The organism is Symploca atlantica LB2515 (assembly GCF_052546295.1).
This window is the reverse complement of the sequence record NZ_JBQWMT010000001.1, coordinates 894947-914260: the sequence shown is the minus strand read 5'-3', so window position 1 is coordinate 914260 and position 19314 is coordinate 894947. Positions and strand designations below refer to the sequence as shown.

The following is a 19314-nucleotide window of genomic DNA, read 5'->3' as shown; positions in this document are numbered from 1 at the left end:
AAGTAAACAGGCAAGGATTTTAGTCTCATTCAAGCAATAAACAGTAAATTAAACTCATTACTTATTACCCTTCGCTCCGCTCAAGGGCATGCTTATTACTTATTACTTATTACCCTTCGCTCCGCTCAAGGGCATGCTTATTACTTATTACCCAACCATTTGGGGCATTGTTGGGTAAATTTGTATAAGAAAATTTCAGCCTGCCACCTGCAAATCTTCCGGCAAACTAATTTCTTGCTCCACCTTTAAACCAGCAAGAAACTCCCGATCTTCACTAATATGGGGAAATTTGAGCTGGGAATCAGGAACTCCTCGTGCCACCTGACGCTGGCGGAGAATGGCAAAGCTACCGGGTGCCAGAATTCGTAGACGAGGTGCAGGAAGAAAGTTTCTTGGTCGCTTCACGGCGTAAGAGGCGTTAGCTTGCTTTAGCTTGCGGTCAAAGCTAACGAGAAAGGCCTGGGTATCTTCCAGCTTTTGTCCAGGAATTAGCTCAATATTCAGTAGATAATGAGGAGTAATCAGACTCTCTGAGAGAGTAATACAAAAGTCCTCTAGGGGCAAGCTAAATTCTTGTTGTAAGGCTTGCATCACCTGAGTGGCGTGATACTCGGTCGTCTTCTCTGTAGTAGCAGAAATAGTTCCCCCGCGTCGATAACGAAAGACGATGAGAGGAGCACTGTTGTAAAACCCTACTACTTCCACCACATCGCCAATATCGTAGCGGTAGAAACCACTGTAGTTAGTCGTCAAGAGACGGTAATGTTCCCCCACCTTCACCTCTGTCGCCAGAAGAGTTTGGGGATGTTCTTCTTCCCATTGATCTGGCGGGACGAACTCAAAAAAACCGCTCTCAATGGCTAGGACGCTACCATCAGTATCGACATCAGGGTAAACACTAAAAGTTGCCTCAGCGGAGGAGTAGACCGCTCCAAAGACTGGTGTATTGCCAAAATACTCAGAAAACCGCTTAAAGTAAAAATCAGAGGTTCCTCCCCGTGCTGTGGCCATAAAAGATAAACCAGGCCAAGCGAATTGGGGAGTTAGCCGTCCCTGATGGTGTAGGATCTCCCGCAACTGGTAGGCACGGATGGGATCAGGGAACCACAGATGCTCTAACTTTAAGCGCAGTGTCGGTTCGAGTTCTAACCAGTCTGCAATTTTGCCTTTTTCTATATCCTGGATTAAGTCTTCAGCGTAGCGCTCTAGATAGTCGCAGGTACGCAGCAGCAGCATGGGAAAGTTGGCAATCATCCCCCGCATTGAGGGATTACGCAGGGCAAAGAGTAAACAGACATAGTGGCGGGTGAGACTATCGTCGGGTAGCAATGTCTCGAAAGGATGGGCGAATAGTTGTTCATAAAAAAACTTGCCCATCTGAATAACACCGACACTCGCATTGCCGTAATCAATACCGCTAGGGGTTCGTCCCAGGCGCTGGACTGAGTTGGTGATTAGTAATTTGCCGAAGCTGAGATTTCTCGACTTTAGGGCATCTGCTAAAAAGCCGATAGAAGTAAGATTGGCCCGTCTCAGCGAGTTTTGAAATCGCTTGGTGACAGGAATCAGTTTCTTCACCCCAGTAGAACCACTGGTGAGGTTAATATAAACGACCGGATCAGGAGTGAGAATGTTAGATTCCCCCTGGAAGATTCGCTCAGTGAGTGGTTCATAGCTACTGTAGGGCAGCACTGGCACCCTCTCTCGAAATTGCTCTATAGTTTTGATCTCACTTAAACCATACTGACGACCCAGTTCAGTGTTTTGATGAGTCCGCAATAGAGTGAGCAGGAACTGCTCCTGCACAAGTTCAGTTTGTCGGGTTTTGCCAACAAAATTTGCCTTGACACGTCGAGCAACAGCAGTCAAAAGTGGCAGCAGGTAATTTGCCATTAGCTCCTCACACTAGTGGTTACTAGCCCTTAAAAGGGCAATGCATTTCGTCAAATTGCACTGTAACGCTTTTGGATAGTGTAGGGGGGATCATGAGGATTCGTCATCCCAAAGTCAATTTTTTGCCCCCACTAAATCAAACCTGGCAAATCTTATGTATTCTCCAGTCAGAGGGTGTCAAAATAGTCAAGATGCTAATTCTCTAAAGAAAGTGTGAGGCAAGAGAGAGCATGAGTGCATTAGTAAGTTTATCCACGGGATTTGCCTGTTTTGCCGTGGCGTTTGTCTTATCGAGTTTGGTTGAATACTGGCTACATCGCCTGATGCACGTCTCGCCTCGAATTGGTGAACGTCACCGTGATCATCACCGTCGCAACGAGGGACAGGGAGTAATCTGGGAATTCCGGGATTATGTCAGAGGCAGCTTTGTGGTCATGTGCCTGCTATTTTTCTATTCTTGGCAAGCTGGAGTGGGTTGGCTTTTGGGGGGGCTATGTTACGCGGCTTTTTCCGCCTACGCCCATCAGCTACAGCATGAAAATCCTACCAAGTGTTTTTGGATGAAAATGCCGGTTCATTATGTGCATCACAAATACGGCATGTGGGAGCATAACTTTGGTCTGGCGGTGGACTGGTGGGATCATGTGTTTGGCACCTACAAGCCTGTGGAATGGCTCACAGAAGACGAACTCAGACAACCGGAACGGGGTTATTTACAACTCCGGTGGTGGTAAAGTGTCATAACTGTTATCGATGCTCGGATTACTTCAACCAGACAAAGGCAAATAGAAATCGTTATTTCTGTGGTCTGAGATAGACTGATGAGGTTCTTGATAGTCCTGAACTCCTGGTGATAACCCCATGGTTTAACCGGGATAACTGAACTTGCATCTCACTCTAGGAGGATTCCTTTGAACTACTTCCATGAGGCAAAAGCTCACTTCGTGGCGAGTCATCAGCATCCAATTAACCAAATTCTGCACCACATAACTAACCTATTAGCGATCGCCGCTGTGGTTTTACTATTTTATGACTGGCGATTAACGCTGATTTGTTTAGTTTTTACTCAAGTATTTGCCCTGGGTGGACACGCCTTCTTTGAGAAGAATGAACCAGCTTTTAGAAAGTATCCCGGCATCACCATCCTAGCTTCGATGTCCTGGTCTCTAGAAAACTGGTTTGGTCTGCGTCAAGCCTGGAGTGCTTTGTTTGACCAGCGTAAAGCTTTACATTAGGGACAAAACCTTTCCAGTACCTTGGGGTGATCAGTCAAACTCCAGCAATGTAGGCAAAAAATTGACCAAAAGTGCAGTATGACTTTTGGCATTTGCGCAGCAAGGCTTTAGGGGGCATAGTATTACAGCATGACTTTTAGAGCTTAAACTGGCTACTATTCAAGCCAGTACAAGAGTTGGTTCTCTGCCTCAAAAGTCCCATGCTAACCCACTCACTTCCGGTACAAGTGGATGGCAAAGAACGTTCCCATAGCCTTAAATTAATTTTTGTAGGTTGCCGAAAAACAAAAAAATTGAGGATTGTTGATGTATCAAGGTTTACTAGTAATTGATGCCGACGCTCATAAGCTAGAAAATCCCCTAATTTTGTGGGATTATGTAGAGCCTGAGTATCGCGATCGCGTTGGTTTAGTGATTGATAGTCTAGGCGACCAAAGAGCGCGGATCGTGGACTTTAATCCGGCGACGGGTCAAAACGACTTGGTGCGCATGTTCCCTCAACCTCAGGGTTTGGGTAAGGGTGGCTTTCGTAACCTTCATCCAGAAACAACCTTGGGTGCCATGTTCAATCGTGTACGGATTGAACACATGGATCAAGAAGGTGTGGATGTCCAAGTAATCTACGGCACATTCAACCTGATTTTTTCCAGCATCCTGGATAAGGACATGGCAATTGCCCTCTGCCGTGCCTATAACAACTACATGGCCCAGGACTGCCAAGGGTACAATAACCGCCTTAAACCCATTGGAGTATTACCTCTCCAAGATGTGGATGCTGCTGTAGCTGAAATGCACCGCTGCGTTAATGAATTGGGCATGATTGGTGTAGCCGTTGCCCCCAATTTACCCATCCCCCATCCTCAAGCGCCACAAGCCTTCCCAGAAATACGCACCTGTAAGTCGATTAGCCATCCTGATTTCCGTCCACTTCTGCAAGCAGCAGTAGACTTGGATATTGGTTTAGGTATTCACGGCGGCCCTGGTTCTTACATGGTGGGTGGTATTGCCGACCATATGGAAACCTTTGTTCTCTCCCACATTTTTGTGCAGCGCAACCAGCAACAAATGGCGATGGCGCGAATGGTTTTCGATGGCGCATTTGAGCAATTCCCCACACTGCGAGTGGGCTTTTTAGAAGGCGGTTGTGGTTGGGTGCCAGATCTTGCCCACGCTTTCCATGAGCACTGGGAAAAGCGTGTCCGCGATTTTGACCCCAAACATCCCTATCGCCCCTCCCTGATGGAATTCACCAAGCTGATGATTCAAGAAAGGGGCGGCAGCGATAATATCAATATCATCGGTAAGGCGAAAAACCTCTTCGATCTGTTGTGGAATACCAAGCACGACCCAACACAGATTGATGATGCCAGCCTTTACGAACATTACGATCTGCGTCACCGTGACCCTCTAGATTACTTTGAGCGGGGTCAAATTTTCACCTCTTTTGAGTCCGATGATCCTGGCCCGTCTTATCTGCCTTTAGCCATGGGAGAAGTGGGTAAACACTTAGCTTGTTTTTCTGGTGACTATGGGCACTGGGATGGCGTACTCAAGGACTGTGTTAAGGATGCCGCTACTGTTAATGATTACGACCAAGAATACCTAGGACTGCTCTTAGGCGGCAATGCGCTAGCTTTCTATGGCGATCGCTTACGGCAATCTCTACCCACCAATTGCATGGTTCAAAGCCGATAGTGGGAACTGCATAACTGATTCAAGAGTTATAGGTTTGAAGGTTAGTAAGTTGTGGGTTTCTAACCTTCAACCTTTAGTAATATGAGGCTTTAATTAAATGCGCGCTTTACTTTTATATCCCCTATTTCCCAAATCCTTCTGGTCTTTTGACAAAGTATTAGAACTGATTGGACGTAAGGTCACTCTTCCCCCGTTGGGTATGATTACAGTCGCGGCAATCTTGCCCCAAACCTGGGAGTTCCGCTTAGTTGATCGCAATGTTTCCCCAGAAACTGAGGCGGATTGGGAATGGGCAGATTTGGTGATAATTTCTGGCATGATTGTCCAGAAACCGGATATGGTGCAGATGATTCGTGAGGCAAAACGGCGTGGCAAAATGGTGGCAGTTGGTGGCCCTTACGTCACCTCTGTTCCTCAAGCAGCGCAAGAAGCAGGAGCAGATTTTCTGATTTTAGATGAGGGAGAAATTACCCTACCTTTATTTGTTGAGGCATTAGAACGGGGAGAAACATCAGGGGTAATTCGGTCTGATGGTGAAAAGCCTGCTGTCACAGAAACACCCATTCCTCGATATGACCTGCTGGATCTAAAATCCTACAGCGATATGTCGGTTCAGTTTTCCCGTGGCTGTCCGTTTCAGTGTGAATTTTGCGACATTATCGTCCTCTACGGACGTAAACCCCGTACTAAAAGCCCTGCACAGCTATTGGCTGAATTGCAGACTCTCTACGATTTAGGGTGGCGGCGGGCTGTTTTTATGGTGGATGATAATTTTATCGGTAATAAGCGTAATGTTAAGCTGTTGCTGCGGGAACTCGGACCGTGGATGGCAGAACACGACTATCCATTCCATTTCGCGACTGAAGCCTCAATAGACTTAGCCCAAGATCAAGAACTGCTAGACTTGATGATCGCGGCCAACTTCAATTCCGTCTTTATTGGTATTGAGACACCGGATACTGATAGTTTGGCGATGACTCAGAAGTTCCAGAATACCCGTAACTCTCTAGTTGAGTCGGTGCAGAAAATCAATAAAATGGGAATGCGGGTCATGGCTGGTTTTATTATCGGCTTCGATGATGAAAAGCCAGGAGCTGGTCAGCGTATTATTGATTTTGTTGAGGCAACCGCCATTCCCCAAGCGATGTTTGGTATGTTAGTTGCTTTACCTAACACAGCACTATGGCATCGACTCAGGAAAGAAGGGCGTTTGCTAGAGGGGCAAGAAGAGACGAGTGGTAACCAGATGTCTCTAACTAATTTTGTACCTACCCGTCCCATTGAAGATATTGCCAGGGAGTATGTTAGTTGCTTTTGGGAATTGTATGAGCCAAGTCGTTATCTAGCTCGCGTCTATCGGCACTTCATCAACATGCAACCATCTCCCCATAAAATACCTTTCAAGATGTTGGAGTTGGTGGAAGTACGAGCAATGCTGACCCTTTTCTGGCGACAGGGAATTAAACGCAGCACCCGCTGGCAATTCTGGCGTCAGCTGTTCTCAATTCTTAAGCACAATCAAGGAGTATTTGTAAATTACTTAACTGCTTGTGCCATCAATGAACATTTCATTGAATATCGTCAAATTGTGCGGAACGATGTTGAAGCGCAATTAGCTGAATATTTAGCCCATCAAGCTAGCTTGGAAACTGCTGCACCTGCCAAAGAGCTTGCAGTTTCAGCAAATCATAAGGCCAGCTAATTGTATTAGTCAAGCTTTAAACACCATTGCCGGATCGAGGCGGGTAACTTTCTGAATAGCAAAGACTGCTGAACCCACGCACATAATAACTGTCAGAGCAAAAACTGCGATCACCGATATAGGTGTAATTAGAATCAGAATGCCCTGGGTGGCATAGGTCCAAGCTGCTACACCGTAGCACAGTGCCGTGCTAGGAATATAGCCAAGAACCGCCATCCAAAGAGCCTGCTCGATAATTACACCGTAAATGCCCCGATCCGATGCGCCAATTGCTTTGAGAGTGCCAAACTCTTTAATATGGTCGGAAACAGAAGAATAGAGAATTTGAGCAACAATAATTGTACCGACAATAATACCGACAACTGCACCCAAACCCAGAACAAATCCAATTCCCGTGCGACTCTGCCAAAAAGTTTGAGTCTTCTTAATCAACTCAGCACGAGTGTAGGCGCGGGTGTTGGGTAAAGTGTCTTCTAATTGTTGCTTGAGGGCTGGTAAATTTTCCCCTGGTTTAGCACTAATTAATATATAGGTGATTAAGTCAGAAGCAACTAATTTGCTGGGTACAGCAGGAGATTTGCTGGGAGTATCAGTCTCAGAGTTACTGGAATAAGTATTCGTACAAATTAATTCTTCTGAACCTACTGGTAGCCGACAAGAAAGATTAGAAGTTTGACCGGAAGTAAGGAAAGTATTGGCATTCTCTAATGAAGTAAACATGAAAGCATTAGAGACAATTGAGTTGTTGCCTTTAGTGAAGCCAACTACCTGAGCAGAGAGAGAATTAACTCCAGCTTGGTCACCAATCTTTTCTACATTCAGCGCTTTTTCATTAGTTCGATCCACCATAATACTGTAAGGCTGTTCAAGATCATTTAAGCTACCTTGTACAACATTGTTGGGTGTAAATAATTGCCCCTTAAGGTCGAAGCCAACGACTCTCACCCGAGAAATTTCTCCTGTTGGGGGACGCCACAAAGCACCACTGAAAATTAGTCCTTCTGCTCGCTCTACGCCTGCTACTTTTCTGGCTAATCTAACGTGTGCTAGGGGAATTGGCAGTGTCAATTCAATTTGCACTAGCCTGTCGGAGGCAATCCAAATATCAGCGCTAGAATTATAAATTAGCTGTGCACTAGAGCGAGTAAACCCATTAAATACACCTGTTTGCAAGGTTACCAAAGTCACAGCAAACATAATTCCGGCTTGAGCAACCAAAAAGCGAGGAATGTCTTCGAGCAAGTTTTTACGAGCAAGAGAAACCATAGGCAAATGCAAATGGGGTATAAATAAAGTCTAAGAGCGCATTTCCTCTAATTTGGCACGCACTGCCTGAATATCTTGCCACATCAACCACTTTGGTTTACCTTGCTCTCGTGAAGGATTCCTTAGTAGATAAGCGGGGTGGAGAATTGGCATAGATAAACGCCCTTCCCACTCCATCCAAGTGCCGCGAATTTTGGTGATGCCGCGCTTATCACCAGTTAACCCCTTGACTGCCGTGGCACCAGTTAGCAAAATAATTTTCGGGTCTACTAAGCGAATTTGCTCTAATAAATAAGGCTTACAAGCAGCGATTTCTTCAGTGGCAGGAACCCGATTACCAGGTGGTCGGCACTTGACAATATTACAAATGTATACGTCTTGTTCACTATCAAGATTGACAGAATCTAGAATTTTCTCTAGTAACTGCCCTGCTTTGCCGACAAACGGCAAGCCTGTCTCGTCTTCGTTTTGACCAGGGCCCTCCCCGATAATCATAATAGGTGCTTGGAGATGGCCGCGTCCAACTACCGCATGGGTGCGACTTTCTCCTAATTCACATCTATGACAAGACTGGCAGTGTGCTGCTAACGTCTCCATTGTTTTGTAGGTGCCAGGAGGAATGGGGGCTTTGGCACTGGTAGGAATTAGCTCTGGTTGTATGTTAGTCGGTGTTGATCGCCTAGGCTCTGACTGGTCGAAGAGGTTGAGTTGTTCTCCGTTAGACATGAATCTCCAATATTGTCTTAAAGCTGCACCCAGTATTGGGTAGGAATGAAAGCGTTGCACAATTAGGGGATGAATAGGGGACAAGGGAGACAAGAATCGCTAAAGTCCCAAAATCATCTTGTAACGATGCAACGTCGGACATAGAAGCCCTCTAAATTTTAAAGTGGATTCGCGGCTCAAGAACACAGAGGATTTTTTGTAAAGAATCGTCTCTCTAAAGCCGAGTGATTTCAGGAAAATCAGTCATCATGGGGGTAAGCAAGCTGTAATTGCCGGAGATGAGCATGTCATCTACCCCCCTGTTTAGTGATCGCCTTGATGCCGGTGAGCAGCTGGCTCAATTACTGTGTAACCTAGTCGCTCAACTCAAAGAGGGCGAAGGTCTCTGGACACCGCCGATTGTCTATGCCTTGCCTCGGGGTGGCATTCCTCTAGCTGTACCAGTCGCCCGTCAACTAGGTTGCCCCTTGGATATCGTGGTGGCAAAGAAAATTACCCTACCTCGCAACCGAGAATTAGCAATTGGTGCTGTCACCTCAGAGAGGCAAGTTCTCTGGACGCGGGCAGGGAGATTGGGCAAAAAAAATAATCTTTTGCGGCAAGCAGCGCTGCGCAAAGCTCAAGCCAAAGCTCAAGAGCAATTAACTCGACTCGCACCTGGTCGTCCTCTGGTTAATCCCCAAGGTGCTTTAGCACTTCTCATTGATGATGGAATTGCCACGGGTATGACTATGGCAGCCGCAGCTAAAGCCTTAAAAGAGCGCAAGCCAGCCCAGATCTGGATTTGCGCTCCGGTGGCACCAGCAGGATTGATTAATTGGCTTGATCGCTGGTGCGATCGCGTAGTTGTTCTAGAGAAGCCTCAGCTTTTCTTCAGTGTCAGCCGCTTCTATGCCACATTTCCCCAGGTTCCAACAGAGGAAGCTCTAACGGCTTTACAAACTGCTAATCAGAATAACTACTATCTACCAAAACAAGTCAAAGATAGCCAGACACCTGAGGCATTTGAAGGGTAGCCAAAGCAAGGATACTGAACTATCCTAACCAGTAGCCCCACCCTTGGGATTAGTTACTGGTTTTTAGGCAAAATCTAGCAACCAATAACTAACTAATGACAATGAATAACGGGCAAATAGGAATGAGAATTTGGCACTTTTGGTGGCGTACTGTAATTTTTTCAACTCAGTACAATCCACCAGAGTTTGTAGAACATTTCATGGTGCTATGGACGCTGGCTTTAGGTCTGTGGTGGGGATTTTTTGATAGTTGGCCACACTTGGTACTCAGTGCAAGTTTTGCCATCGGAGCCGCCATATCAATGGGGGTAAGGGAGATGATTGCTCCTTCGCCGCGCCCGCGAGCCGTATTATTTATGGCTATTGCTGTGCTATTAAGCTACGGTTTGTATGGTTTTGCTCAACTACCTGCTTATTTTTAGCTATTGCTGCTGTCACCTAGCTTGGTGGATAATCAAGCGATTACCCTCTGGATCGTAGGCATAGATTTCTCTTCCATGAGAAGCTGTGGTAATTTCCCCTGGAGGTGGAAATCCTAACGTGTTTAAATGAGAGATTACTCCTTCCAGGTCATTTACTTCTAAACACAAACTCATAGCACTTTTACTAGAATTCTCAAACTCCACAAGGTGAGTAGCTTGCGGTCTGAAAATGCCTAAACGCAAACTGGGTAGTTGAAACTCAGCATAAACATTGAGAAGATAGGGCTGTGGCTCTTGCCTGAGTAACTGGGCATAAAACCGAATTATAAGTTCAAAGTCAGTAGCTGCTAAAGTTACTAATGCGCTCGTGCATTGAAAAGCCATACAATTAACCTAGTATCCATAAACATGCCCACTCAAGAGTACGAAGCCTGAGGATGGTCAAAACCGTTGCTGAAGTCATGACCCCTGACCCCATCGTCGTGGGGCCCCAAACGCCGATTAGAGAGGCGATCAAAATTATTGCAGAACGCTCTATCAGTGGTTTGCCCGTAGTAGATGATCAAGGCACATTGGTAGGCATTATTTCAGAGACAGATTTGCTGTGGCAGGAGACAGGAATAGAGCCACCAGTGTATATTATGTTTCTAGATAGCGTAATTTACCTGGAAAATCCCGCCCGTTATGATCAAGAGCTCCACAAGGCGTTGGGGCAAACGGTAGGGGAAGTAATGAGTAACGATCCAGTTACCATCAAGTCCGATCAACCCTTGCGGAAAGCAGCCAAGCTGATGCAAGAAAAATCAATTAGGCGTTTGGCAGTAACTGACAACGCTGGTCAATTGATTGGTGTCCTCACCTCTGGGGATATTGTACGTGTGATGGCGGCTGAACTCTAGTTTAAGGTTGCAGGGAAAGTAGGGAAAGCAGATTACTGTCTGCCCTTGAGAGGTTTGTCCTTCAACTTTTAAGCTTGAATCTTCTAACCTACTTCTCCTGGAAACGCAGCGCGAACAGCCTTCAAACCTTCAACCTCAACCTTCAACTAGCATCTACACCATGAGCGTTACTCCTGAGTCTGTCCAACAACTACTAAGTTCAGAAGACTATGGCAATCGTATTAGTGGGGTCAACCAGCTACGACAGCTAGAACCAGCTGTGGCTTTTGAGCTAATTCAGCCAGTTATTAACGACCCCAGTGCCCGCGTAAGATATGCAGCGGTGAGTCAGCTGGATACGTTGGGAGGTCTGGATTTACAAAAAACCCTAGCAGTGCTGCGTGGTCGCCTGCAAGACCCAGAACCAGATGTCCAGGCGGCTGCAGCCGATGCCTTGGGAGCACTAAAGCTCACAGAAGCCTTTGAAGAGTTGCAACAACTTTATCATCAGACACCTGAGTGGTTAGTTAAATTTAGTATTATTGCCACTTTAGGGGAACTAGGCGACCCGCGCTCCTTTAGTCTTCTAGAAGAAGCACTCTCCTCAGACATCAGCTTAGTACAAACTGCTGCCATTAGTTCTTTCGGAGAATTAGGAGATACACGGGCTGTATCTCTGTTAACCCCCTATGCTACAGATCCCGATTGGCAGGTTCGTTACCGACTAGTACAGGCACTGGGCAACCTAGGAGGAGAAGAAGCTAACTCGACGTTAGCCACTCTGGCAAATGACTCAGTAGAACAAGTAGCTAAAGAAGCTCAAGCAAATCTCAAGTAATAAGTAATAAGCATGCCCTTGAGCCTAAGCCCTGAGTGCAGCGAAGGGAATAAGTTTAATTTACTGTTTACTACTTAAAATTGGACTAAATTTTGTGCTTATTACTTGAATTTTGACTTATTACTGATTATTTGTAGCAACTCTCAATGAGAATGGTGTAATAACCTATTGCACACTTTGCTGCTTTACTTGCTCAATCTTAGAGATAAAATAAGTCTCTTGATACTTTAAAGACTTGGCTAAATCCAGCCCTTTTTCAAAAGCTTCTAGAGCTTTTCCATAGTTTTTTAGTCCTAGATTAATCTGACCGATTTGGTCGTAAGCATCCATCAAACCATAGTAATCGTAGGAAAACTGTTCTACCTGTAACAGCACCTGATAAATCTGTAAAGCAAACTCCGGTTGCTCATGAGAACGGTATAGTGCCGCCAGCTTTTGTAGAGCATCACCAGCATAGGCAAACTGCTGCAAAGCAAAGGCTAAGGTGTAGGCTTCTTGATAGTTTTTACTCGCCTCGTCTAGTTTATCTAGGGCCTCATAGTCAGAGCCAATGGCAATTTTGAGCGCTGGGAGTTGGGGGTCATTAGCTGGATAACTAGCAGCTAACTTTTGCTTAAGCCGTAAAGCATTTTCTGGCTCTTCAGCTTGGTCGTAGATATAAGCCAGTTGTTTGAGATAATTGAACTCCTGGACGCGATCGCCTTTAGTCTGAGCTATAGTCAGCAATTCTTCATAGGCTGCTGCCGCCTTGGGGTAGTCAAACCAGGCCATGTGCAACCGGGCGACTGTTTGCAGCGTTGCCTCAATTGCCTCAGCATCATTACGCTGGCGAGCATCAGCGAGAATTTGCTCATAAACCGTTAGTGCTTGTCCTGGCACTCTTAGCTGCTCATAAGCCTTACCCAAAGCCATTAACAGCGGCTGGTCTAAAGTTCCCTCGGTTTGAGCCTCCTGCTGAATTTTTTCCAAGCGTGCCGTAATTAGCTGTATTTGAGGCTTATGATTGGCCTGCCAAGCAATTGCCCCAACTCGACCTAAAGATTGGACTTCTGCCAAAGAACCACCGAGTTGCCGCCGCAGTCGAATTTCCCGATACCAGAGGCTAAAAGCTTCTACAGTATTACCAGCAGCTAACTGAGCGGCTGCTTGCTGGTTGAGTTGATTCAAAGCCTCTCCTAGCTGCTGACGTTGCAACGGACTTAGAGGTTGCTCCTCTGGTGGATTAGGCAACAGTGGGTCAGGTGTAGTTAATTCTAAGGGATTGACATTCTCCTGTTCATTCTCAGCGCTTTTTGCCAAAGTCACCGAACTAAAACACAGCAGCAACATAGCACTATAGAAGGCTATCGTTGCCAACTGCCAAAGTTGTGGTCGTACTAGAAAGGAGGCTTTCTTAAGAGATTGCCGGGATGGAAAACTAGAGATTAATGCCACTAAAGACGGCTGAGTGGGAAAATCATCTAGGCTAATCTGCGTCCATCTGGGGTTTTTTAATAAAAATTTGAGTAGTGACAAGGTTTTAAACCTAGGGTCGCTAGCAGTTTTCACAACCTGATTGACGCCGTAATTTAAGCTAAGGTTTCTGCTGACCAATATACAGACTTTCGCCAAACTCCGTTCCACACAGTAACAATTACTATGATAAATTTGGCAAACTATCAGCTCTCAGGACTGTTACAGCCATCTCGCCGGTTATCTTTACTAATCTTGGTTCTAACAATTACCTTAGTTAGTTTCCTCACCACCGGTTGTATTTCCTCTCCAGCCGTAACTGCAGAACAGCGAACCTTTCTCGACCTTTCGATTAACTACTTGGGGGAGTACCAACTACCCAAGATGGAGTTTGAGGATACACCTGTTGGGGGATTGTCGGCATTAACTTATGACCGACAGCTTGACCGTTTTTATGCCCTTTCTGATGACCGCTCTCAGCTAGCTCCAGCCCGATTTTATACCCTGAAACTACTACTCAACAGTAGTGCGACAGGGGACTTAAAGCTAGACAAACTAGAAGTGGCAGACGTGACTTTGCTTAAAAAGGAGAACAGCGAAACCTTTCCCCAAGGTAGGCTTGACCCAGAAGGCATTGCCCTTTCTCCCAAAGGAACCGTATTTATTGCTAGTGAAGGAGCCATCAATCGAGGAATTCTTCCTGCCATCCAAGAGTTTAATCTCCAAACAGGTCAGCAGCAGCAAAGCGTAAGAATTCCGGAGCGCTATCTACCCAATCAAAACACTACCGCAGAACAAACACCTAGGGGCATTCAGAATAACCGAGGGTTCGAGTCTGTGGCGATAGAACCAGTCAGTTTGGCAGCAGCTAGTGGTGACCCCTATCGCTTATTTACTGCCACTGAGTCGGCTCTATTGCAAGATAGCCTACCACCAGATTCACAACAGCCAATCCGCCTACGCCTGATGCACTACTTAATTGGAGATGTTGCTCCCCCACTGTTAGTCAGTGAACATCTTTACCTGCTTGATCAAGCTCCTAGTGGCGCAATTGTCAACGGCTTAACTGACTTAGCCACCTTGGACGCAGCAGGTCACTTTCTCAGTTTAGAGCGTACCTATGGTTTGTTGGGAGGCGGTGCCAAAATTTATCAGTTAGCCACAGGCGGGGCAACTGATACCTCAGGCATTAGTAATCTTAATGTTGACATATCTAGAATTGAGCCAATTAAGAAAAAATTACTGCTGGACTTGAAAGAACTAGGTATTTATCTAGATAACTTAGAAGGAATAGCCCTGGGGCCTCAGTTACCTGATGGTAGCCAAAGCCTACTGTTAGTTAGCGACGACAACTTCAAAGATTACCAAGTGACACAATTTCTCTTGTTTGGTCTTAAATCTCGACGCTAAACCTGAGATGATAAAAATTAACAAAACTAGTAAAATCTATTTCCTGTAGCAAATTTCAAGTTCCAAATCGCATGACCCATGCCACTGATATCGCTACCTTAGCCCGCTGGATGGCGGCAGACTTTAGTAACCAACAGCAGGCCTTTGAAAATCCTCCAATGTACGCCCACATTCGGGTTTGTATGCGTCCTCTACCCCAGTCACTACTAGATGGCACCAGTTTGTTTCTGGAACAAGCCTATGACTACATGCTCAATCAACCCTACCGGCTGCGGGTATTGAAGTTAGTTGAGCAGGAAAATGCTATCGAAATTGAAAATTATAAAGTCCAGGAAGAAGAACTATTCTACGGTGCCTCTCGTGACCCGGAACGCCTGCAATCCCTGCGAGCAGAAAAACTAGATAAACTTCCCGGCTGCACCTTTAAAGTTGCCTGGACGGGTCACAGCTTCAAAGGTGAGGTAGAACCAGGTAATGCTTGCATGGTCTTCCGTAAAGGCAAGAACACCTATCTAGACAGCCAATTTGAGATTGATCAAGAGAAATTCATCAGCCTCGACCGGGGACGCGACCCAGAAAGTCATGAGCATCTTTGGGGTTCCATCGCTGGCCCGTTTCACTTTGTCCGTTGGGCAAGTTTTGCTGATGAAATACAGCTTTAAGTTGGGGGTTGCCTAGTTGCGAGATGATCAGGAATTTTCAGCAATTCCTTTCCCCCGTATCCCCCTTGTCCCTAACTTTTAAGGGCTGTAACTTCTTCGATCCACTTTAAATGCTGCGGTAATAACTGCGCTAAGTCGTAACGTTCCTGAATGGTTTGCCGCGCCTTAGCTCGCAGTGGGACCATTCTTTGAGGGTGATCTAAAGCTTCCTCAACCCGATCAGCCACTTCCTGTGGTGAGAAAAAGTCTACCAACAAACCATTGATACCATCTTCCATCACCTCAGTTACAGGGGCAGTATGGGAAGCTACCACCAGACAACCTGCAGATAAAGACTCTAGCAGCGACCAAGATAAGACAAATGGACGGGTGAGATAGACATGTACAGCAGAAGCCTGAAGAACTTGCAAGTATTCAGCATAAGGAAGCAAGCCAGTAAAGTGCACTCGACTCAGGTCAAGGGGAACTTTTTCTAGCATCAACTCTTTGTAAGTCTTGCGATCTGGCAGACTTTTACCATAGGCAACTCGGTTTTCCCCAACAATTACCGCATGACACTGGGGGCGTCGCTGCTGGAGTAAACCAATGGCTTCGATAAACTGAGGAAAACCGCGATAGGGCTCCATTCCTCGCGCCACATAAGTTACGATTTCTGTGACCTGGGAAAGGTCTAATTTCAACCGAGGCAGTACCAACTTAGCTCCTGGTTGCGGTTTAAAGAAATCGGTGTCAATCCCGTCATGACAGACATTAATTTTGCTCTGAAACTCGATGGGAAACTGCTTTCTTTGCCAGTTAGTTGGAGAAAGACCGCGATCGCAACTGTACAAATCCAGCAAAATGGGAGCGTTTTTGGTACGAATCCGGGCTTCATCATCGGCGTTTACCGGATCGGACGGGTCAAAATCAGCATCAGAGCCATGGGCGTGATAGAACCACTCAAAGTAACAAAGTAACTTAGCCTTGGGAAAAATATCCTTGATAAATAAAGTAGGACCCCAACCAGAATGACCATAGACTACATCGGGAACAAAACCTTGAGCCTTGAGTGTTTCTGCCAGCCGATAGACAGCCTGACCCTGTAGTACCGCATTTTCTAGGGTTCTGACATAATGATGAGTTTCCGGGCGAACTTCACGGGAGGGAGAATAAATGACTTTTTTGACCCCAGGAAGCTGTCCTTCGCGGCGCTTGGTGCCGAAGACGACTCGATGGTGAGATTCTTTGGTCAAAGCTACAGCCAGATGACGGAACTGGGCGGGAAAGTTGGGATGCAAAAACAAAATCTGCATAAGAATTCAATTAAGCCGGAATTTGACCTTCTTTCTAGAGTATGCGCTCACCTGAATTTTGACGGATTTTCAAGAGTTCGTTAGCCAAGTTTCCCTTGGGGGTGAACCTAGAATTACCACCCTATTTCAACAACTGAAATCTTACTTAGTGGTTGAGAAGGTACACAAACCTGATACATTTACCCAGTATCGGAAAACAAGATAATTAGAGTCGATTATGAAAGTCCTGGTTATTGGCGGCGATGGCTATTGTGGTTGGGCAACTGCGCTCCATCTTTCCAACAAAGGTTATGAGGTCGGTATTATAGATAGCCTAGTGCGCCGTCACTGGGATACACAGTTGGGCGTTGAAACCCTCACCCCGATTGCGCCAATTCAGAAACGCCTCCAGCGCTGGAAAGACCTCACGGGTAAGTCAATTGACCTGTTCGTTGGCGACATCACCGATTACGATTTCCTGAGCAAATCACTGCACCAGTTTGAACCAGAAGCAATAGCTCACTTTGGTGAACAACGTTCGGCTCCCTTCTCGATGATTGACCGTGAACACGCTGTGGTCACTCAGGTGAATAATGTCGTAGGAACGCTGAATATACTCTACGTCATGCAGCAAGATTTTCCCGATTGCCACTTGGTAAAACTGGGAACTATGGGTGAGTACGGTACACCCAATATTGATATCGAAGAAGGCTACATCACCATTGAACACAATGGGCGCAAAGATACCTTACCTTACCCAAAACAACCTGGCAGCTTCTACCATCTGAGTAAAGTTCACGACAGCCACAACATTCACTTTGCTTGCAAGATTTGGGGTTTACGAGCCACCGATCTCAATCAGGGTGTTGTCTACGGTGTGCTCACGGAAGAAACTGGGATGGACGAACTGTTGATCAACCGTCTCGACTATGACGGAGTCTTCGGTACAGCCCTCAACCGCTTCTGTATTCAGGCAGCGATTGGTCATCCTTTGACAGTTTACGGCAAAGGTGGTCAAACTCGCGGCTTTTTGGATATTCGGGATACGGTGAGATGTGTAGAATTAGCGATCGCTAATCCAGCTGAAGCCGGACAATTCCGCGTTTTCAACCAGTTCACTGAACTATTCAGCATCGGCGACTTGGCAGCAATGGTCAAGAATGCTGGTACAACCATCGGTATTGATGTCGATATCAATCATATCGATAACCCTCGCGTTGAACTAGAACAACACTACTTTTACGCCAAAAACACCAATCTATTGAGCCTTGGCTTGCAACCCCACTATCTCTCAGATTCCTTGCTAGATTCTCTACTAAACTTCGCTCAGAAGTACAGCAATCGTGTGGACAATCAGCAGATTCTGCCTACAGTATCCTGGAGGCGGTCATCAGCAGCAAAGGGTCAGTAGTCAGTTATCTAGATTGGCAATGTGCCATCAGGATTAAAGTTTTAGAGGCAGGGCAATGCCCTGCCTCTAGATAAAAGCTTCAACTTTCTAGCCGACGCGGCGGCAAGCAGCTGCACGTCCAAGAACTGTAACCCTTTACGGACAACTGACAACTGACAAATTATGAGAATTGCTCTTTTCACCGAAACCTTTTTACCCAAGGTTGACGGCATCGTGACGCGGCTGCGCCACACAGTTGAACATTTGCAGCGTAACGGTGATCAAGTACTGGTTGTCTCGCCAGATGGCGGAATTGATGAATACAAAGGAGCGAAAATTTACGGAGTTTCTGGCTTCCCCCTACCACTGTACCCAGAACTGAAACTAGCCTTGCCCAGACCCTCAATTGGTGTTGCTCTCGAAGAGTTTCAGCCGGAGTTGATTCACGTAGTTAATCCAGCAGTACTGGGATTAGCTGGCCTGTACTATGCCAAGGCGATGGCAATTCCTTTGGTCGCCTCTTACCACACCCATTTGCCCCAATATCTCCAGCACTACGGCTTAGGAATGCTAGAGGGAGTAATGTGGGAGTTGATCAAGGTCAGTCACAACCAGGCTCAGCTAAATTTATGTACCTCGACAGCAATGGTACAGCAATTAAGAGAGCATGGGATCGAGCGATTGGATTTATGGCAGAGGGGAGTAGATACGGAGATGTTCCAACCCCATCTAGCCTCGGAAAAAACCAGAATCCACCTATCTCAAGGAAAGCCAGAAAGCCCCTTATTTCTTTACGTGGGGCGTCTTTCTCCAGAAAAAGAGATTGAACGCATCAAACCAGTATTAGCCGCGATCCCTGGGGCTCGTTTGGCTTTAGTCGGTGATGGGCCTCACCGCAGTGCCTTAGAAAAATACTTCGCTGGTACACCCACCCATTTTGTTGGTTATCTTACAGGTCAAGCACTGGCTGAAGCCTTTGCCTCTGCTGATGCTTTTATCTTCCCCTCACGTACAGAAACCTTGGGATTAGTACTATTAGAAGCCATGGCAGCAGGTTGCCCTGTGGTGGCGGCACGTTCGGGAGGAATTCCTGATATAGTGACTGATGGTGTCAATGGATATTTATTTGACCCAGCCGACGAAGACGGAGCCATCACCGCAACGCAACGCCTACTCAATGATCAACAGGAGAGGGAAATCCTCCGACAAAACGCTAGACTTGAAGCAGAACGCTGGAGCTGGGCTGCTGCGACACGCCAACTGCAAAATTACTATCGAGCGGTGGCATCTTCCCGGTCAATGTCATCGGCAGCTTAAACTTAAAAAAGAAAATTTCCCTGCTGGCTCTAGCTTTAAATTCTGATTGTCTCTGTTGACACTTGTTCAACTGAGAATAAGTGGCTAAATTTGTATTTAGGTCTTTTTGATAGCAAAAAGACCTGGCTACCTTACTTGTTT

The 19314-nt window shown here is 46.2% G+C and carries 18 protein-coding genes; 12 read left to right on the top strand and 6 right to left on the bottom strand.

The genetic code is table 11. The annotated features are described in order from the left end of the window. Nucleotides 1-195: 195 nt before the first annotated feature. Nucleotides 196-1893, bottom strand: coding sequence for a GH3 auxin-responsive promoter family protein (locus tag ACT7WV_RS03910; protein ID WP_445101643.1), 1698 nt, complete (start codon nt 1891-1893; stop codon nt 196-198). Between the two features lie 230 nt (nt 1894-2123). On the opposite strand from ACT7WV_RS03910, the gene ACT7WV_RS03905 reads away from it, so the two are divergent. The 4 genes from ACT7WV_RS03905 to ACT7WV_RS03890 all read left to right on the top strand — a co-directional run bounded on the left by ACT7WV_RS03905 (nt 2124) and on the right by ACT7WV_RS03890 (nt 6525). Further along, the gene (locus ACT7WV_RS03905; protein WP_445101642.1) at nt 2124-2627 is read left to right on the top strand and encodes a sterol desaturase family protein; all 504 of its coding nucleotides are present in this window, start codon (nt 2124-2126) and stop codon (nt 2625-2627) included. 177 nt (nt 2628-2804) lie between these two features. Next, nucleotides 2805-3128, top strand: coding sequence for an Mpo1-like protein (locus ACT7WV_RS03900; protein WP_445101641.1), 324 nt, complete (start codon nt 2805-2807; stop codon nt 3126-3128). A gap of 306 nt (nt 3129-3434) precedes the next feature. Next, nucleotides 3435-4823 carry an amidohydrolase family protein gene (locus tag ACT7WV_RS03895; protein WP_445101640.1) on the top strand — a complete coding sequence of 463 codons (1389 nt, stop codon included), beginning with the start codon at nt 3435-3437 and terminating at the stop codon, nt 4821-4823. Nucleotides 4824-4920: 97 nt separating this feature from the next. Continuing rightward, nucleotides 4921-6525: a B12-binding domain-containing radical SAM protein gene (locus tag ACT7WV_RS03890; RefSeq protein ID WP_445101639.1), complete on the top strand. Its 1605-nt coding sequence runs from the start codon at nt 4921-4923 to the stop codon at nt 6523-6525. 9 nt (nt 6526-6534) lie between these two features. Here ACT7WV_RS03890 and ACT7WV_RS03885 read toward each other — a convergent pair whose 3' ends face one another. Next, on the bottom strand, nt 6535-7791 hold the full coding sequence (locus ACT7WV_RS03885) for an FtsX-like permease family protein (protein ID WP_445101638.1): 1257 nt from the start codon (nt 7789-7791) through the stop codon (nt 6535-6537). A gap of 30 nt (nt 7792-7821) precedes the next feature. Continuing rightward, a complete protein-coding gene (locus tag ACT7WV_RS03880) occupies nt 7822-8517 on the bottom strand; it encodes a uracil-DNA glycosylase (RefSeq protein ID WP_445101637.1) in 696 nt (231 codons plus the stop codon). Nucleotides 8518-8801: 284 nt separating this feature from the next. On the opposite strand from ACT7WV_RS03880, the gene ACT7WV_RS03875 reads away from it, so the two are divergent. Both ACT7WV_RS03875 and ACT7WV_RS03870 read left to right on the top strand, forming a co-directional pair. Next, nucleotides 8802-9533: a phosphoribosyltransferase gene (locus ACT7WV_RS03875; protein ID WP_445101636.1), complete on the top strand. Its 732-nt coding sequence runs from the start codon at nt 8802-8804 to the stop codon at nt 9531-9533. A gap of 95 nt (nt 9534-9628) precedes the next feature. Continuing rightward, the gene (locus ACT7WV_RS03870) at nt 9629-9955 is read left to right on the top strand and encodes a hypothetical protein (RefSeq protein WP_445101635.1); all 327 of its coding nucleotides are present in this window, start codon (nt 9629-9631) and stop codon (nt 9953-9955) included. Between the two features lie 12 nt (nt 9956-9967). Here ACT7WV_RS03870 and ACT7WV_RS03865 read toward each other — a convergent pair whose 3' ends face one another. Next, nucleotides 9968-10339: a VOC family protein gene (locus ACT7WV_RS03865; protein WP_445101634.1), complete on the bottom strand. Its 372-nt coding sequence runs from the start codon at nt 10337-10339 to the stop codon at nt 9968-9970. A gap of 53 nt (nt 10340-10392) precedes the next feature. On the opposite strand from ACT7WV_RS03865, the gene ACT7WV_RS03860 reads away from it, so the two are divergent. Beyond that, nucleotides 10393-10854, top strand: a complete 462-nt coding sequence (locus tag ACT7WV_RS03860; protein ID WP_445101633.1) for a CBS domain-containing protein — start codon at nt 10393-10395, stop codon at nt 10852-10854. A 160-nt stretch (nt 10855-11014) separates the two neighbouring features. Beyond that, on the top strand, nt 11015-11671 hold the full coding sequence (gene nblB, locus ACT7WV_RS03855; protein ID WP_445101632.1) for a phycobilisome degradation protein NblB: 657 nt from the start codon (nt 11015-11017) through the stop codon (nt 11669-11671). A gap of 165 nt (nt 11672-11836) precedes the next feature. Here nblB and ACT7WV_RS03850 read toward each other — a convergent pair whose 3' ends face one another. After that, complete coding sequence (locus tag ACT7WV_RS03850) at nt 11837-13186, bottom strand: tetratricopeptide repeat protein (protein WP_445101631.1); 1350 nt, start codon at nt 13184-13186, stop codon at nt 11837-11839. 123 nt (nt 13187-13309) lie between these two features. On the opposite strand from ACT7WV_RS03850, the gene ACT7WV_RS03845 reads away from it, so the two are divergent. Both ACT7WV_RS03845 and ACT7WV_RS03840 read left to right on the top strand, forming a co-directional pair. Further along, nucleotides 13310-14533, top strand: a complete 1224-nt coding sequence (locus tag ACT7WV_RS03845; RefSeq protein ID WP_445101630.1) for an esterase-like activity of phytase family protein — start codon at nt 13310-13312, stop codon at nt 14531-14533. A gap of 71 nt (nt 14534-14604) precedes the next feature. Beyond that, nucleotides 14605-15195: a chromophore lyase CpcT/CpeT gene (locus tag ACT7WV_RS03840; RefSeq protein WP_445101629.1), complete on the top strand. Its 591-nt coding sequence runs from the start codon at nt 14605-14607 to the stop codon at nt 15193-15195. Between the two features lie 71 nt (nt 15196-15266). Here the strand turns inward: ACT7WV_RS03840 and ACT7WV_RS03835 are convergent, their stop codons facing one another. Next, entirely contained in the window at nt 15267-16487 is a 1221-nt protein-coding gene (locus ACT7WV_RS03835; RefSeq protein WP_445101628.1) for a glycosyltransferase, read from the bottom strand. Between the two features lie 217 nt (nt 16488-16704). On the opposite strand from ACT7WV_RS03835, the gene ACT7WV_RS03830 reads away from it, so the two are divergent. Together ACT7WV_RS03830 and ACT7WV_RS03825 are read left to right on the top strand one after the other, a co-directional pair. Continuing rightward, on the top strand, nt 16705-17877 hold the full coding sequence (locus ACT7WV_RS03830) for an NAD-dependent epimerase/dehydratase family protein (RefSeq protein ID WP_445101627.1): 1173 nt from the start codon (nt 16705-16707) through the stop codon (nt 17875-17877). A 162-nt stretch (nt 17878-18039) separates the two neighbouring features. Then, complete coding sequence (locus ACT7WV_RS03825; protein WP_445101626.1) at nt 18040-19173, top strand: glycosyltransferase family 4 protein; 1134 nt, start codon at nt 18040-18042, stop codon at nt 19171-19173. Nucleotides 19174-19314: the final 141 nt, after the last annotated feature.

Excerpts from the sequence above, each read along its gene's own strand:
- ACT7WV_RS03825 (WP_445101626.1), top strand. The coding sequence starts at position 18,040 with ATGAGAATTGCTCTTTTCACCGAAACCTTTTTACCCAAGGTTGACGGC.
- ACT7WV_RS03885 (WP_445101638.1), bottom strand. The coding sequence starts at position 7,791 with ATGGTTTCTCTTGCTCGTAAAAACTTGCTCGAAGACATTCCTCGCTTT.
- ACT7WV_RS03835 (WP_445101628.1), bottom strand. The coding sequence starts at position 16,487 with ATGCAGATTTTGTTTTTGCATCCCAACTTTCCCGCCCAGTTCCGTCAT.
- ACT7WV_RS03880 (WP_445101637.1), bottom strand. The coding sequence starts at position 8,517 with ATGTCTAACGGAGAACAACTCAACCTCTTCGACCAGTCAGAGCCTAGG.
- ACT7WV_RS03870 (WP_445101635.1), top strand. The coding sequence starts at position 9,629 with ATGACAATGAATAACGGGCAAATAGGAATGAGAATTTGGCACTTTTGG.
- nblB (WP_445101632.1), top strand. The coding sequence starts at position 11,015 with ATGAGCGTTACTCCTGAGTCTGTCCAACAACTACTAAGTTCAGAAGAC.
- ACT7WV_RS03830 (WP_445101627.1), top strand. The coding sequence starts at position 16,705 with ATGAAAGTCCTGGTTATTGGCGGCGATGGCTATTGTGGTTGGGCAACT.
- ACT7WV_RS03840 (WP_445101629.1), top strand. The coding sequence starts at position 14,605 with ATGACCCATGCCACTGATATCGCTACCTTAGCCCGCTGGATGGCGGCA.
- ACT7WV_RS03845 (WP_445101630.1), top strand. The coding sequence starts at position 13,310 with ATGATAAATTTGGCAAACTATCAGCTCTCAGGACTGTTACAGCCATCT.
- ACT7WV_RS03865 (WP_445101634.1), bottom strand. The coding sequence starts at position 10,339 with ATGGCTTTTCAATGCACGAGCGCATTAGTAACTTTAGCAGCTACTGAC.
- ACT7WV_RS03910 (WP_445101643.1), bottom strand. The coding sequence starts at position 1,893 with ATGGCAAATTACCTGCTGCCACTTTTGACTGCTGTTGCTCGACGTGTC.
- ACT7WV_RS03890 (WP_445101639.1), top strand. The coding sequence starts at position 4,921 with ATGCGCGCTTTACTTTTATATCCCCTATTTCCCAAATCCTTCTGGTCT.
- ACT7WV_RS03860 (WP_445101633.1), top strand. The coding sequence starts at position 10,393 with ATGGTCAAAACCGTTGCTGAAGTCATGACCCCTGACCCCATCGTCGTG.
- ACT7WV_RS03895 (WP_445101640.1), top strand. The coding sequence starts at position 3,435 with ATGTATCAAGGTTTACTAGTAATTGATGCCGACGCTCATAAGCTAGAA.
- ACT7WV_RS03905 (WP_445101642.1), top strand. The coding sequence starts at position 2,124 with ATGAGTGCATTAGTAAGTTTATCCACGGGATTTGCCTGTTTTGCCGTG.
- ACT7WV_RS03875 (WP_445101636.1), top strand. The coding sequence starts at position 8,802 with ATGTCATCTACCCCCCTGTTTAGTGATCGCCTTGATGCCGGTGAGCAG.